Here is a 14565-nt window from a genome sequence, read left to right as displayed (position 1 = left end):
TTTCGCCCGTGTGGGGGACGTAGCGCGGCCGTGTGAGTGGCAGGTGACGATCAAGTTAGGGTTCGCGGGTGGGAAAGCTCGTAGTGATCGAAGGTCTGGACGGCGCGGGCAAGCGCACTCTCGCCAACGGGTTGACCGAGGCGTTGCACGCCCGGGGCAGGACCGTGACCAGCCTCGCGTTCCCGCGCTACGGCGTCAGCGTGCACGCCGACCTGGTTCGCGACGCCCTCTACGGCAACATCGGCGACCTCAGCGACTCCGTGTACGGGATGGCCGTGCTCTACGCGCTCGACCGGCGCGGTGCGGCCGACGAGATCCGCGAGGGCCTCAAGCAACACGACGTTGTGCTGCTCGATCGTTACGTGGCGTCCAGTGCCGCGTACAGCGCGGCGCGCCTGCACCAGGACGAGCACGGGGAATTCGTCCGATGGGTCCGCGAGCTGGAGATCGACCGCTTCGGGCTGCCCGTGCCGGACCTGCACCTGCTGCTCCGCGTGCCCGTCGAGGTCGCCGCCGAGCGTGCCGCCAGGCGTGAGCAGGCCGACGACTCGCGCGCCAGGGACCTCTACGAGTCCGACGGCTCGCTGCAGACCCGGTGCGGCGCCGTTTACGACGGATTGGCGAATATCGGCTGGCTGGCGCCGTGGCAGGTGGTCGACGGGCGGTCGAACGTGAACTTTTCTTCACTGTTGGAGCCGCTCTTCACTCCTTGAGTGGATGCTCGTGCGCACCGTAACGAAGGTGAGCTTCCTGCGGATAATCCCGCGACGAGCAGGCCAAACGGGGCGAGGTGGCGTACGTGGAGCGACAGTTCCGGCCGGTGACCGAACGAGCGCACACCGCCACCAGCGGCAACGGAACGTGGGTGGTGCGCGAACGCGCGACCGGCAGTGCGACGATATTGAGCATGAAGGCACGCGTGCTCGTCGTCGATGACGACCCCGCCCTGGCGGAGATGCTGACGATCGTGTTGCGCGGGGAGGGCTTCGACACCGCGGTGGTCGCCGACGGTGCCCGCGCCCTGCCCGCGCTGCGCGAGCTCAAGCCCGACCTCGTGCTGCTCGACCTGATGTTGCCGGGTATGAACGGCATCGACGTCTGCAAGGCGATCAGGTCCGAGTCGGGCGTGCCGATCGTGATGCTCACCGCGAAGAGCGACACGGTCGACGTGGTGCTGGGCCTCGAGTCCGGCGCGGACGACTACGTGGTGAAGCCGTTCAAGCCCAAGGAGCTGGTGGCCCGCATCCGGGCCCGCCTGCGCCGCACCGAGGCCGAGCCGTCCGAGGTGTTGCAGATCGGCGATCTCACCATCGACGTCCCCGGCCACGAGGTGTTGCGCGAGGGCAGGCCGATCCAGCTCACGCCGCTGGAGTTCGACCTCCTCGTCGCGCTGGCCCGCAAGCCGCGTCAGGTGTTCACCCGCGAGGTGCTGCTGGAGCAGGTGTGGGGTTACCGCCACGCCGCCGACACGCGCCTGGTGAACGTCCATGTGCAGCGGTTGCGTTCCAAGGTCGAACGGGACCCGGAGCACCCCGAGGTGGTGTTGACTGTTCGCGGTGTCGGGTACAAGGCCGGCCCTCCGTGACAGGTGGCATATGAAGTTCGTTCGGCCGGTGATCGCCAAGGCGCAGTTCCTCGTGGAGGAGGCGCGCAGGCGGTGGGCGGCGTTTGGTGATCTGTGGCGTCGTTCGCTGCAGCTGCGAGTCGTGGTGTCCACGCTCGCCCTGTCGTCCGCCGTGGTGTTCGTGCTGGGCATGGTGCTGCAGATGCAGATCACCAACCAGCTGCTGAACACCAAGGACGAGGCCGCGGTGCGCCAGGCGATCGCGTCGCGCAACCTCATCCAGTCCGATCTGGTCGGCCTGAACCCCGGCCCGGACAGCGTGCAGACGAGGTTCACCAGCGCCATCAACAAACTCGCTGTCGGTGGCGTCGGAACGGACGCCACCACGGCGGGCGCCGGCGCGTTCGAACCCGTCCTGGCCGACGGGCTGGGGTCGAGCGGTGCCGGGCGGGTGCCGTCCGTGGGGCCGCTGGAGGACGTTCCTCGCGGTCTGCGCGAGATGGTCGAGAACGGCGACGAGGGCACCCAGATCCACACGGTGCAGCGCGGCGGCACGGCGACGACGTTGTTCGTCGTGGGCCTGCCGATGAGCACGTCCGCACGCTCGATGCAGCTGTACCTGATCTTCCCGCTGACCGCAGAGCAGCGCACCGCCGAGGTCGTGCAGTCGACGCTGGTGGTCGGCGGCATCGTGCTGCTGGTGCTGCTCGCGCTGATCGCGAACCTGGTGACGCGCCAGGTCGTCCGCCCGGTGCGGCAGGCGGCCGAGGTCGCGGAACGGTTCGCGGACGGCACTCTGCACGAACGCATGCACGTCGTCGGCGAGGACGACGTGGCGCGCCTGGCCGAGTCGTTCAACGAGATGGCCGAGTCGATCCAGGCCCAGTTCAAACAGCTGGAGGAGTTCGGCCAGCTGCAGCGCCGGTTCACCTCCGACGTCTCGCACGAGCTGCGCACGCCGTTGACGACCGTGCGCATGGCCGCGGACGTCCTGCACGCCTCGCGCGAACAGTTCCCCGCCGGGCTCGCCCGCTCCACCGAACTGCTGGTCGACGAGCTCGACCGGTTCGAGTCGCTGCTGGGCGACCTGCTGGAGATCTCGCGCCTGGACGCCGGTGTCGAGGAGCTGACCGCCGAGCAGGTCGACATCCGCGTGCTCGCGCGCCGCGCGCACGACTCGGTGCGCGCGATCTCGACGAGCGCGAACTCGCCCGTGGTGCTGGACCTGCCGGACTCCGAGCTGACCGCGGAGCTCGATTCCCGCCGCGTGGAACGGATTCTGCGCAACCTGCTGGCGAACGCCATCGACCACGGCGAGGGCCAGCCGGTCGAGCTCACCATGCGCGGCAACGCCGACGCCGTCGCGATCACCGTGCGAGACCACGGTGTCGGTCTGCGCCAAGGCGAGGCGGAGCTGGTGTTCAGCCGCTTCTGGCGGGCCGACCCGTCGCGCAACCGCCGCACCGGTGGCACCGGCCTGGGCCTGTCCATCTCGCTGGAGGACGCGCGGCTGCACGGCGGCTGGCTGGAGGCGTGGGGCGAACCGGGCCACGGTGCCGTGTTCCGCCTGACGCTGCCGCGCACGCACGGCGCCGAGCTGCGCGAGAGCCCGTTGCCGCTGGCGCCCGCGGTCGCGCTGGACCACGTCGTGGTGGTGGAGGAACCGGTCGTCGCGGAGGAGCCGGAGGAGATCGAGCTGACCGAAGCGGAGATCACCTGGCAGCCCGCGGAGCCCGTGGACGGATCACCCGCGGAGAAGTCTGAGGTTTCGGAGGAAGTGCGGTGAAACGGCTGGCGTTGCTGGTGCTCGTCCTCGTGACTCTGACGGGGTGCGCGGCGATCCCGACGAACACCCAGCCGAAGCCGATCGGGCCGAAGGACAAGCAGACCAGCAACACCTTCAGCGCACCGGAACCGCGGCAGAACATCGATCCGCTCTCGGTCGTGCGCGAGTTCATCGACGCCACCTCGAACCCGGACAGCGACTACGCGGCGGCCCGCGCGTACCTGACGCCGGAAGCCGGCAAGAAGTGGGAGACCAAGAATCCCACGATCATCGAGACCTCGTTCTCGACCGTGCCGATCCCTTCGCAGACGTCGCAGGACAAGACGCAAACCGTTTCGCTGCACGGCAAGTACGTCGGCCGGCTGGGCAACGACAACGCGTTCGCGCCGCAGCTCGGCGACTTCACCCAGCCGGTGAAGCTGGTGCGCAACAACGAGAACCAGTGGCGCATCTCGGAGCCGCCGCCGGGCGTCTACATCCCGCTGAGCCAGTTCAACGACAACTACCGCCGGGTGACGCTGTACTTCTACAACCCCGAGTTCACCGTTCTGGTGCCGGACCCGCGCTACGTCGTCATCCCGCCGGCCACGAGCATCCCGACGCGCGTCACCGAGCTGCTCATCAAGGGCCCCGGTGACACCCTGCGCGACACGGTGGTGAGCGCCCTCGGCCCGGACGTCGACTCGTTCTCCGAGACCAAGGAGTCCGACGACGGGGCCCTGGAGGTCAACCTCACCAAGGTGGGCAAGGACCTGACTCCGGAGAAGCGCAAGCAGATCGTCGCGCAGGTGGTGAAGTCGTACTCCGGGGTCACGTCTTCGCGGGTGCGGGTGCTGGTCGACGGCCAGCAGATCCTGCCGGACCAGCGCGACTACCGGCAGTCCGACGTGTCGGCGACCGCGGGCGAGGCGTTGCTGGCGCTGAACGCGAACCTCCAGGGCATGCTCGTGGTGGACGGGTCGATCCGCTCGCTCACCGACGGCAACCCGATCAAGGGCCCCGCCGGTGCCGGCACGTACAGCGCGGTCTCGGCGGCGCAGTCGCTCGACGGCTCGCGCCTGGCCGTGGTGTCGCGCTCGGCCGGCGGAGTGCGGTTGCGGGTGGGTGAGCTGGAAGGCGAGCTGTCCGAAGTGGACCAGCGCGCGACCTCGCTGAGCAGACCCACCTGGCTGCTCTCCACCGGGCCGCAGGAGCCGGGCAGCGAAGTGTGGACCGTGGTCGACAGCGCCTCCGTGGCCCGCGTGACCCGTTCCAACAACGGCAGCTGGACCGCCAAGGCCGTGAACATCACCGAGATCGCGCCGTTCGGTGCCATCAGCGAGCTACGGCTCTCGCGCGACGGCACCCGTGCGGCACTGGTGATCGCCGGCAAGCTCTTCGTCGCCTCCGTGGTGCGCAACAACCAGGACGTGGCACTGCGCTCACCCAGGCAGCTGCAGCCGTCGACGCTGGGCGCCGCCGTGCAGTCCATCGACTGGCTCTCACAGGACGTGCTGGTGGTCTCCACCTCTCTTCCGGCGTTGCCCGTCACCAAGGTCTACACCGACGGATACCGGCTCGACCGCTACAGCCAGTCGAACCTCACCGTGCCGGTGAGCTCGGTGGCCGCGGCCGCGGCGCGTCAGGTGCAGGTGATCGACCCCTCCGGGTTGTGGTCGGCGTCGGACATCACCGACGTGTGGAAGGCGAGCGGGATCCGGGTCTCGCCGGGTGCCTCGGTCTTCTACCCGGGATGACGCGGACGGGCTTGCGGGCGGGCCCGCAGGCGGCCAGAGTTCGTGGTCATGAACGAGGTTCTGCTGCACCGGATCGAGACGACGTTCGAGCACTACGACGTCAACGGCAACGGCGTCATCGAGCTCGCGGACCTCTACGCGCTGGCGAACCGGCTGCTGCTGGCGTTCGGTGAGCCCGCGGCCTCGGAGCGGGGCCGGGAGCTGATCGAGACGTCCGACAGGTTCTGGGAGACGCTGGTCGAGCACTGCGACACCGACCACGACGGCCGGATCACCCTGGAGGAGTACCGCGCGGCGATGATGGCGGCGTTCGTCGACGTCGACGAGTTCGACGACATCTTCCTCGAGGTCTCCGAATCGTTGCTGGCGCTCGCGGACACGAACGGCGACGGCCGGGTCGAGGCGGCCGAGTTCCAGGTCCTGCTGCAGGCTCGCGGGCTCTCCGAGGCCGAGTGCGGGATCGCGTTCGCGCACGTGGACACCGATGGTGACGGCTCGATCAGTCTGCAGGAGTACGTGGACGCGGTGCACGACTACTACACGAACCCCGCGGAGGGCACGCCCGGCAGCTGGCTGTACCCGAGGTCCATGCAGCTCACCTGACGGCCTACCGACCTCCGGAGTCGACAGTGGACACCGGCCCCGTCACACCACTAGCCGGCCCGATGCGGCCGCGCTGACGTCAGCACGAGCACGGCGTGCGTGCGCACCCCGGCCCCGCGCAACGCCCGCACGCAAGCCGACGCCGTGGCGCCCGTCGTGACCACGTCGTCCAGCACCACGACGGTGCCCGGCGGCGGTCTGCCGTGGACCTCGACCCGGCCCGCCAGGTTCTGCCTGCGGGCTCCGGCGGTCAGCCCCACCGAGTCGACCACGCCGGCCGCGAGCCGCAGCACCGGCGCCACCGCGGCGATCTCGACCTCCAGCGCGATCCGCAGCATGTGGTCGCCGCCGCGACTGCGGGCGGCGCTGCGCCGTGACGGTGCCGGCACGAGCGTCCACGGCGGAGGCCCCACCGCGACCAGTGCCGCCGCGACCAGAGCGCCGAACCACGCCACGAGCGCCCGTGCGCCGCGTTCCTTGAAGGCGAGCACGAGTTCCCGTGCGGCGCCGTGATAGGCCGCCAGCGCCCACACCGGCGGCCCCACACCGGGCACCTGGAGTCGTACCGGCGGCCCGAAGGAGTCGAGGCACGTGGCGCAGCAGGGAGTGCCGTGGCGGCCGCAGCCGGAGCAGGAGGGCGGCAGGAGCAGGTCGAGTGCTGTCATGGGATCAGGATGACGACGGGGTCTGACAGAAATTCGCGGTCGGACTCTGGACGGGGACTTTCGGCACCGCCCACAAGGGTGAAGTTCTGACGGGGTTGTCGATCACCCTGGGGTCCAGATTGGACCGAAAACCGCTGCTGGGAGCGAGTTCTGTGACCGTGGACCAAGATCCTGTTAATCGTTTCGCCCCGTTTGTCCCAACCTCTGTTGAGCCGGTGTTTCAGAACTGAGGCGTCCGCACATCGGGCGGCGACGCGGGGTCCCGCCGCGGCCACCGCGGCACCCAGGCACGGTCGCGGGCCGGCGTCCGCGCCCCCTGTCCTGGTTAACGATTATTCACCTGCTGGACCCGATCGAGGGTTGTTCCTGGAAATACCGGGTATGACCGCCTCCGGAGTGATCAACGCTCTTGTCCGCGATTGGGCGAAATCAGCCGTTCAGCCGGGCGTGACTGGGTCGTGATCGGTCACCGGCACCGATCAGTTCAGTTGGAAGAAGTGCGCTCAGCCCCCGCTAAGTGGGTTCGGAATCGATCTCTTCCAAGTTTCGGGAACATCACGCGCGGGTCGCCCGTTGGCTGGGTATGAGGCCGCGACTGGACCCGTTCGACGCAGCAAGGCTGCCGTCGAGTGCCGGGTCCGGGCTGCGCCGTACGGGTGAGCGAGATGCCGGTGAGCTGGCTTCGTGGCACGCTCGGGACACGACTCGCAACGCGCTGTCGTCGCGCTGCGTAGTCACCAAAAAAACTGGTCGTTCCCCCGGCAAGGGGGCTTACGCGACGGTGAATCCCAAGCTAACGTGCACCGCTATCAGCGTTCCCGGCCCGCGGGGAGGAGGCGAACAGCCCATGAACCTGGCGCCGTGAGAGCTGAGGGAGACGACCCTCTGCGACACATCCGCGATCCAAGATCGCCACGGCGCTTGAATGCAGTCCAGGCAAAGCTCGCAGCAAAGCGAGGGAGGTCGTGTATGGACATCGTCGTTAAGGGCCGCAACGTCGAGGTGCCCGATCACTACAGGGTGCACGTCGCCGAAAAGCTGGCCCGGCTTGAGCGCTACGACCGCAAGGTCATCCGCTTCGACGTGGAACTTTTCCACGAACCGAACCGCCGGCAGTCGAAGAACTGCCAGCGAGTCGAAATCACCGGCAAGGGACGTGGACCAGTGGTCCGTTCCGAAGCCTGCGCGGGTGACTTCTACGCCGCGCTCGATGCTGCGGTCGCGAAGCTCGAGAACCGCCTGCGTCGGTCGCACGACCGCAGGCGCGTCCACCACGGGGCACGGGCCCCGATCTCGGTGGCGGAAGCGACAAGCGGACTGGGAGAAATCCCCTCCGCAGGCGAGAGCATGACGTCACGCCGCGCGAAGACCGCGGTGCTCGACGCACCCGAGGCCGACTACGAGGGCATGGCGGAAGTGCCCGCGCAGCGTTGGGACGACGGCCTCGAAGACAAGTTGCCCGGACGCGTCGTACGCGAAAAGGAGCACGCCGCCAAACCGATGACCGTCGACCAGGCCCTCTACGAGATGGAACTGGTCGGACACGACTTCTACCTGTTCGCCGACACCGAGTGCGGGCGCCCGAGCGTCGTCTATCGCCGGAAGGGATTCGACTACGGCGTGATCAGGCTCGCCTGACCTCGCCTGACGCGGTAACCACACACACCCACCTTCGACCGCCGCCGCCCCGCACCCCTCGTGTGCGGGGCGGCGGCGTGCGTCTACCGCCGTTCGGCACCCGCCCGTTCACCGTCAAGGGGAAATTGGCCGGGCCAGGAACCTTTACGCGGGCCTCATGCGTTCTCCACAGCAGTAGCCGAGTTTGGGGACACGGCGACAGGCGTACCTGCGCAAGATCGCAGAACCAGCACCTGACCTGCACATACCAGGTCGGGCGACTTAATCCGCCTGTGTCCGTGCACACATCTTGGCGACTTGCCTACGATGGGCAGGGGAAAGGCGTCCGACGTGGGCGCGCCGCGATACAGGTGATGAGGTCTATCCAGATGGTGCTGTCCCGACTGCTCCGCTCCGGCGAGGGCAAGATGCTCAAGCGCCTCCGCAACATCGCACAGCACATCAACCACCTGGAAGACGAGGTGGTGGACCTCTCCGACGCCGAGTTGCGCGGCAAGACCGAGGAGTTCAAGAAGCGCTACGCCGAGGGCGAGTCGCTCGACGAACTCCTGCCGGAAGCCTTCGCCGTGGCCCGTGAGGCCGCGAAGCGCACGCTCGGCCAGCGTCCGTACGACGTGCAGCTGATGGGCGGCGCCGCGCTGCACCTCGGCCAGATCGCCGAGATGCGCACCGGTGAGGGCAAGACGCTGACCTCGGTCATGCCCGTCTACCTCAACGCCATCGCCGGCCAGGGCGTCCACGTCATCACCACGAACGACTACCTGGCCAAGCGCGACGCGGACTGGATGGGTCGCGTGCACCGCTTCCTCGGCCTCAGCGTCGGCGCGATCCTCTCCGAGATGACGCCGGAGCAGCGTCGCGTCTCGTACAACTCGGACATCACCTACGGCACGAACAACGAGTTCGGCTTCGACTACCTGCGCGACAACATGGCGTGGAGCCTGGACGAGTGCGTGCAGCGCGGCCACTACTACGCGATCGTCGACGAGGTCGACTCGATCCTCATCGACGAGGCCCGCACCCCGCTGATCATCTCCGGCCCCGCCGAGCAGTCGGCGCGCTGGTACACGGAGTTCGCGCGGCTCGCCCCGCGCATGCGCGGCATCGACGTCACGCAGCTCTCCCAGAAGGACCGCATCGAGGTCATCGAGGAGAAGTCGAAGTCGTACCACTACCAGTACGACGAGAAGAAGCGCACGGTCGCCGTCACCGAGCTCGGTGTGGAGTTCATCGAGGACCAGCTCGGCATCGACAACCTCTACGAGGCGGCGAACACGCCGTTGGTGGGCTACCTGAACAACGCCCTCAAGGCGAAGGAGCTCTACAACCGCGACAAGGACTACATCCTCCGCAACGGTGAAGTCATGATCGTCGACGAGTTCACCGGTCGTGTGCTCTCCGGTCGTCGCTACAACGAGGGCATGCACCAGGCCATCGAGGCCAAGGAGGGTGTGGAGATCAAGGCGGAGAACCAGACGCTCGCCACGATCACCCTGCAGAACTACTTCCGCCTCTACGAGAAGCTCGGCGGCATGACCGGTACCGCCGAGACCGAGGCGGCCGAGTTCCACCAGACCTACAAGCTGGGCGTCGTCCCGATCCCGACGAACCGCCCGCCGCAGCGCACCGACCAGCCCGACCTCGTCTACAAGAGCGAGGAGGCGAAGTTCGAGGCCGTCGCCGACGACATCGTCGAGAAGCACGCCAAGGGCCAGCCGGTCCTGATCGGTACCACGAGCGTCGAGCGTTCCGAGTACCTGTCGAAGCTGCTGGTGCGCAAGGGCGTCCCGCACGAGGTCCTGAACGCGAAGCACCACGACCGCGAGGCGTTGATCATCGCGAAGGCCGGTCGCAAGGGCGCCGTCACGGTCGCCACGAACATGGCCGGCCGCGGTACCGACATCGTGCTGGGCGGCAACCCGGACATCATCGCCGACCACGAACTGCGCGAGCGCGGCCTCGACCCGGTGGAGACGCCGGAGGAGTACGAGGCCGAGTGGGCCAAGGTCGTCGAGGAACTGACGACCCTGGGCAAGGCGGAGGCCGACGAGGTCCGCGAGGCCGGCGGCCTCTACGTGCTCGGCACCGAGCGCCACGAGTCGCGCCGCATCGACAACCAGCTCCGCGGCCGCACCGGCCGTCAGGGCGACCCCGGCGAGTCGCGCTTCTACCTGTCGCTGTCGGACGAACTGATGCGCCGCTTCAACGCGTCCATGGTCGAGATGGTCATGACGCGCCTGAACGTGCCGGACGACGTGCCGATCGAGCACAAGATGGTCACCCGCGCCATCCGCAGCGCGCAGACCCAGGTCGAGCAGCAGAACTTCGAGATCCGCAAGAACGTCCTCAAGTACGACGAGGTCATGAACCGCCAGCGCACGGTGATCTACGCCGAGCGCCACCGCGTTCTCGCCGGCGAAGACCTGAAGGAACAGGTCGAGCACATGATCGTCAGCGTCGTGGAGGAGTACGTCAACGGCGCCACGGCCGACGGCTACGCCGAGGACTGGGACTTCGACAAGCTCTGGACCGCCCTCAAGACCCTCTACCCGGTCTCGGTGGACGCCAACGAGCTCCTCGAGTCCGATGAGGACGTCACCCGCGAGTACCTGCGCGAAGTCCTCGTCGAGGACGCCCTGCAGGCCTACCGCAACCGTGAGGCCGACATCGACAGCCGAGTGGGCGAGGGCGCGACCCGCGAACTGGAGCGCCGCGTCCTGCTGTCCGTGCTGGACCGCAAGTGGCGCGAGCACCTGTACGAAATGGACTACTTGAAGGAGGGCATCGGCCTGCGCGCCATGGCGCAGCGCGACCCCCTCATCGAGTACCAGCGCGAGGGCTTCGAGATGTTCAACGCGATGCTCGACGCGCTGCGCGAGGAAACCGTCGGCTTCCTCTTCAACCTCCAGGTAGAAGCAGCCGAGCCGGAGCCAGCCGAGCCCGAGGTCCCCGTGACCCTGGCAGCCGCCCCGCAAGCCCTCCCGCAGGTCTCGGGCAACGGCGGCGGCGGTGGCGCACGAGCCCGAGCCCGCGCCGCGGCAGCCGCCCAGCAGCAGGCACAGCAGCAGGCCCAGGCCCCCGCGGGCCCCGCCATGGCCCAGCTGTCGAGCGGCAACGCCATCCCGCCCGCCCTGCGCGGCAAAGGCCTCGGCGGCCCCGGCCAGCAGCACCTGAGCTACAGCGGCCCGGCCGAAGACGGCGGCGTCGAACAGCACGGCGACGCCAACAGCGCAGCCGCCCAGGGTGGCGGCGCCACCCGCAAGGAACGCCGCGAGGCCGCCCGCCAGGAGGCGAAGAACCAGCGCAAGAAGCGCTGACCTCCAGCCGCACCACCACCGCGTGGGCCGCGCTCCCCCAGGGGGCGTGGCCCACGCGGCGTTAGGCGCTCTGAACGCACCTCGGGTCCGCGCCAACGACAGCGCACCCGCCACTGCGCTGCTGGGCAGGCTCGCGCAGGGGTCCCCCGTGATTTCGCGTCCCCCGCAGCCCAACGTACTCAGCGGGTCTGACAGTCCTGGGCGATGCCGTGCCGCGCGAGATACAGCGGGGTCGGCAGTGGAGCATGCCCCGCTGGGTGACAAGCGGATGGGTTGGCAAGGAGCGCCTGCCGCGCTGTGTTGGCAAGGCTCCTGCCCTCGCAAGCCGGCCCCGCACGATGCCAACGCGCCCAGCTCCCGCGCCCACCTCACTCCAGCACCGTGAACGCCGTGAACCACCACCGCCCCTCCCGATACTCAGCCCGGGCTGCCACCGCGAACACCCGCTCCTCCCTCCGCACACTCACCGAAATCTCCGCCGCGAACCGCGAAGGATGACAAACCCGAGGCGCCCGAACCATCCGACTACTCCGAGCCCGCACCGACGACGCCAACAGAGCAGCCACCCCGGGCACCGCGACCTGCCGCAACAACCGCCCAGGCCGACGCCCGTCCAACACCTCCAACACCGCCCGGACCAACCCGACAGCATCCAGAAAGGGCGACGGCGGCTCCGGCACCGGAACCCACGCAGGCCGAGGCCGAGGCCGCGGCCGGGGAATGAACCCCGGACCGACACCGACCGGCGGCTCGTAAGCGGGAAGACGACGAACAACTGGGGGCATGCCGAACCAGGCGAGCCACGGCCGTCATCAGGACACACAGCACCCGAAAGTGGGTACCGTCCACACGTGCTGAAAGCCCTGGTGCTCGACTACGGCGGCGTCCTGACCGACCCCGGCGAGGAAAACGCGGCCGAACCCCCGCTCCTCACCGCGCTGCGCAAGGCCAGGCAGAACGGCCTGAAGACCGCCCTGCTGTCCAACGCGGACGGCTGGTGGCAGCCGCCGACGTCCTGGCAGGGGCTGTTCGACGCCACGATCATCTCCGGCGAGGTCGGCCTGGCGAAGCCGGACCCCGACATCTACCTGCTGACCGCCACCAAGCTCGCCCTGAAACCGGAGGAGTGCGTCTTCGTCGACGACCTCTCCATCAACGTCCGCGGCGCGGCACGAGCGGGCATGGTCGGCGTCCACCATCGGTCGACACGGTCCACCCTCGAGGAGCTGGAGATCCTGCTAGCGATAGCGCTCCGCGATTGAGGGTTCACCCCGCAGCGTAATTGCTCGCTATTCGACGAAGCACTACGGTCGTTTTAGGCAAGCAATCGAATGCTTAGGGGAGACAATGCGAAGAATTGTCGCTTGTGTTGCAGTCGCCATTGCAGCCACGGCAATTGCATCACCCGCGCAGGCACAGGGGCCGCGCGATTGCTATGACGAATACCAGCGCAACGGGCGCAGCGTCGAGGTCTTCTGCGACTACGGCGGGCCAGGCCGGTTCCAGGCCGTCGCGCACTGTTCCAACGGCCTGGGGTTCTACTGGGAGCAGTTCGGCACGGTCGGGCGGGTCAGGGGCTCGTCGTCGTTCGCCGAGTGCACGTCACTGCTGGGACACCCGCAGATCAGCGACTACCACGTCCGCTGGCTCTGAAGCTCAGAAGCTCTGAACTGGAGCTGAAGCGTCCTCGGGAACGTCACTGGGCCCGGCGCACGAGCTCGAAGCAGAGCACGGCGGCCGCCGAGGCCACGTTCAGGGATTCCACGCCGGCCGCCATCGGAATCGACAGCCACGACGTGATGTGCGGACGTACGTCGTCGGTGATTCCCGACGTTTCGCTGCCCAGCACAAATGCGGCGCGCGAAGCGAAGTCGGCGGAATAAATCGTGTCCGACGCGTGCGAATCCAACGCGTAAAGCGGGTAGCCGGACGCTCGCAACAATGCCGAGGCCTCCGCCGCGGTGCCGCAGCGCAGCACTGGCGCTCGGAAAGCCACCCCGGCGGAGGCCTTCACCACCAGCGGGTCGATCGAGGCGACGCCACGGCGCGGCACGACGATGCCGTCGATGCCCGCGGCGGTCGCGGTGCGCAGGATCATGCCGACGTTCGCGGGCGTCGTGATGCCGTCGAGCACCAGCACGGATCGGAGCGAGTCCTCCTCCAGTGCCAGCGCCAGCGGCTTCATGCGGGGCGCGACCACGTCGGCCAGCACGCCCTGGTCCTGCTTTCCGTTGCCCGCCAGCACCTTCACGCGTTGCGCGGTGGCTCGCTGGACGGCGACGCCGCGGGAGCGGGCCGCGTCGAGGATCTCGCGCGCCGCCGGGCCGCGGGCCGTGTCGGCGAGCACCACCTTGTCCACCGACAGCGCCGGGTCGTCCAGCGCTTCCAGCACTGGCTTGCGGCCGTAGACGGTGACGAAGCGGTCCTTGGGCGAGATCTCCACGGGAAGAGAGTGACAGAGCCCAGCACGGCAGGCTCAAACGGGTGAAGAGCGCGACTAGAGCCGTTCGGCCCTTGTGCTTTGGATCATATGCATGATGATCGTCACATGACGGCAGGTATGCGCAGCGTCGCGCAACGTCAACATCTCGCGAGCGGTCAGGACTCGGACGTGTTCATCCGGTCCGACGGCCTGCTCGTCAAGCGCACGCGCACCGGCCGTGACCTGCGGCGCGAGGCCGAGATGATGTCGTATCTGAGCGGCCACGGCATCCCCGTGCCGCGCGTGTACGAAGTCGAAAAAGACGAGCTCGTCATGCAGTACGTGCCCGGCCCCCGGATGTCCGAGGAGATCGGTCGCAAGCCCTGGCTCGCCGGCCGGCTCGGCAAGGACCTCGCGGAGCTGCACCACCGGCTCGACGTCATCGCCGCCCCCGACTTCCTGAGCGGCGAGGGCGACCTGCTGCACCTCGACCTGCACCCCGGCAACGTCGTGCTCGGCCCGGAAGGCCCCGTCGTGCTCGACTGGGCGTGTGCCACGAAGGGCGACCGCAGGCTCGACGTCGCGCTGAGCTGGGTGTCGCTCGCCGTCGCCCGCCTCGCACCGGTCAAGAAGCTCACGCGGTGGCGGTTCCTCAGGTCGTTCATGGCCAACGTCGACCCGAAGGCGATCGAGGCGATCCCGGAGGCCGCGCGCATCCGGCTGGAACGTCACGACCGCGACCCGGCCGAACGTGCCGCACTCGAGAAGTTGATGGATCGAAAACGCCACTAGTAGTGCTTTGTCGGGTGGTCACTACCAGCGCAGTTGGTGGTA

Annotated in this window: 13 protein-coding genes; 10 read left to right on the top strand and 3 right to left on the bottom strand. The window is 68.4% G+C overall.

All coding sequences use genetic code 11. The features are described from left to right. Nucleotides 1–68: 68 nt before the first annotated feature. From B0F77_RS01080 to B0F77_RS01060, 5 genes are all read left to right on the top strand, one after another. On the top strand, nt 69–713 hold the full coding sequence (locus B0F77_RS01080) for a dTMP kinase (protein ID WP_086660830.1): 645 nt from the start codon (nt 69–71) through the stop codon (nt 711–713). A 194-nt stretch (nt 714–907) separates the two neighbouring features. Then, the gene (mtrA, locus tag B0F77_RS01075) at nt 908–1585 is read left to right on the top strand and encodes an MtrAB system response regulator MtrA (RefSeq protein WP_030471262.1); all 678 of its coding nucleotides are present in this window, start codon (nt 908–910) and stop codon (nt 1583–1585) included. A 10-nt stretch (nt 1586–1595) separates the two neighbouring features. Continuing rightward, nucleotides 1596–3350 carry an MtrAB system histidine kinase MtrB gene (gene mtrB / locus B0F77_RS01070; RefSeq protein ID WP_086660829.1) on the top strand — a complete coding sequence of 585 codons (1755 nt, stop codon included), beginning with the start codon at nt 1596–1598 and terminating at the stop codon, nt 3348–3350. After that, nucleotides 3347–5086 (top strand): LpqB family beta-propeller domain-containing protein, encoded by a 1740-nt coding sequence (locus B0F77_RS01065; protein ID WP_086660828.1) that lies wholly within the window; start codon nt 3347–3349, stop codon nt 5084–5086. Before mtrB ends, B0F77_RS01065 begins: the two co-directional genes overlap by 4 nt. Before the next feature lie 48 nt (nt 5087–5134). Beyond that, nucleotides 5135–5689 (top strand): EF-hand domain-containing protein, encoded by a 555-nt coding sequence (locus B0F77_RS01060; RefSeq protein ID WP_086660827.1) that lies wholly within the window; start codon nt 5135–5137, stop codon nt 5687–5689. A 50-nt stretch (nt 5690–5739) separates the two neighbouring features. Here the strand turns inward: B0F77_RS01060 and B0F77_RS01055 are convergent, their stop codons facing one another. Beyond that, a complete protein-coding gene (locus B0F77_RS01055) occupies nt 5740–6354 on the bottom strand; it encodes a ComF family protein (protein WP_086660826.1) in 615 nt (204 codons plus the stop codon). A gap of 969 nt (nt 6355–7323) precedes the next feature. On the opposite strand from B0F77_RS01055, the gene hpf reads away from it, so the two are divergent. Together hpf and secA are read left to right on the top strand one after the other, a co-directional pair. After that, nucleotides 7324–7992: a ribosome hibernation-promoting factor, HPF/YfiA family gene (gene hpf / locus B0F77_RS01050; RefSeq protein ID WP_086660825.1), complete on the top strand. Its 669-nt coding sequence runs from the start codon at nt 7324–7326 to the stop codon at nt 7990–7992. Between the two features lie 368 nt (nt 7993–8360). Next, nucleotides 8361–11309 carry a preprotein translocase subunit SecA gene (gene secA / locus B0F77_RS01045; protein WP_086660824.1) on the top strand — a complete coding sequence of 983 codons (2949 nt, stop codon included), beginning with the start codon at nt 8361–8363 and terminating at the stop codon, nt 11307–11309. Between the two features lie 368 nt (nt 11310–11677). Here the strand turns inward: secA and B0F77_RS49575 are convergent, their stop codons facing one another. Next, nucleotides 11678–12094 carry an Rv3235 family protein gene (locus tag B0F77_RS49575; RefSeq protein ID WP_245847752.1) on the bottom strand — a complete coding sequence of 139 codons (417 nt, stop codon included), beginning with the start codon at nt 12092–12094 and terminating at the stop codon, nt 11678–11680. Nucleotides 12095–12160: 66 nt separating this feature from the next. Between B0F77_RS49575 and B0F77_RS49570 the strand changes: the two genes are divergently transcribed. Next, a complete protein-coding gene (locus tag B0F77_RS49570; RefSeq protein WP_245847751.1) occupies nt 12161–12571 on the top strand; it encodes an HAD-IA family hydrolase in 411 nt (136 codons plus the stop codon). Between the two features lie 85 nt (nt 12572–12656). After that, entirely contained in the window at nt 12657–12962 is a 306-nt protein-coding gene (locus B0F77_RS01035; protein WP_086660822.1) for a hypothetical protein, read from the top strand. 43 nt (nt 12963–13005) lie between these two features. On the opposite strand, the gene B0F77_RS01030 is transcribed toward B0F77_RS01035, so the two are convergent. Next, nucleotides 13006–13752, bottom strand: coding sequence for a TrmH family RNA methyltransferase (locus B0F77_RS01030; RefSeq protein ID WP_086660821.1), 747 nt, complete (start codon nt 13750–13752; stop codon nt 13006–13008). A gap of 105 nt (nt 13753–13857) precedes the next feature. On the opposite strand from B0F77_RS01030, the gene B0F77_RS01025 reads away from it, so the two are divergent. Next, complete coding sequence (locus B0F77_RS01025) at nt 13858–14523, top strand: phosphotransferase (protein ID WP_086660820.1); 666 nt, start codon at nt 13858–13860, stop codon at nt 14521–14523. Nucleotides 14524–14565: the final 42 nt, after the last annotated feature.

It is taken from the genome of Lentzea kentuckyensis (genome assembly GCF_002150765.1).
Taxonomy (GTDB): domain Bacteria; phylum Actinomycetota; class Actinomycetes; order Mycobacteriales; family Pseudonocardiaceae; genus Lentzea; species Lentzea kentuckyensis.
The sequence above is the reverse complement of the archived record's forward strand: the minus strand, read 5'-3'. Positions and strand labels throughout refer to the sequence as shown.

Excerpts from the sequence above, each read along its gene's own strand:
- mtrA (WP_030471262.1), top strand. The coding sequence starts at position 908 with ATGAAGGCACGCGTGCTCGTCGTCGATGACGACCCCGCCCTGGCGGAG.
- mtrB (WP_086660829.1), top strand. The coding sequence starts at position 1,596 with ATGAAGTTCGTTCGGCCGGTGATCGCCAAGGCGCAGTTCCTCGTGGAG.
- B0F77_RS01060 (WP_086660827.1), top strand. The coding sequence starts at position 5,135 with ATGAACGAGGTTCTGCTGCACCGGATCGAGACGACGTTCGAGCACTAC.
- B0F77_RS01055 (WP_086660826.1), bottom strand. The coding sequence starts at position 6,354 with ATGACAGCACTCGACCTGCTCCTGCCGCCCTCCTGCTCCGGCTGCGGC.
- hpf (WP_086660825.1), top strand. The coding sequence starts at position 7,324 with ATGGACATCGTCGTTAAGGGCCGCAACGTCGAGGTGCCCGATCACTAC.
- secA (WP_086660824.1), top strand. The coding sequence starts at position 8,361 with ATGGTGCTGTCCCGACTGCTCCGCTCCGGCGAGGGCAAGATGCTCAAG.
- B0F77_RS49575 (WP_245847752.1), bottom strand. The coding sequence starts at position 12,094 with ATGCCCCCAGTTGTTCGTCGTCTTCCCGCTTACGAGCCGCCGGTCGGT.
- B0F77_RS01035 (WP_086660822.1), top strand. The coding sequence starts at position 12,657 with ATGCGAAGAATTGTCGCTTGTGTTGCAGTCGCCATTGCAGCCACGGCA.
- B0F77_RS01025 (WP_086660820.1), top strand. The coding sequence starts at position 13,858 with ATGACGGCAGGTATGCGCAGCGTCGCGCAACGTCAACATCTCGCGAGC.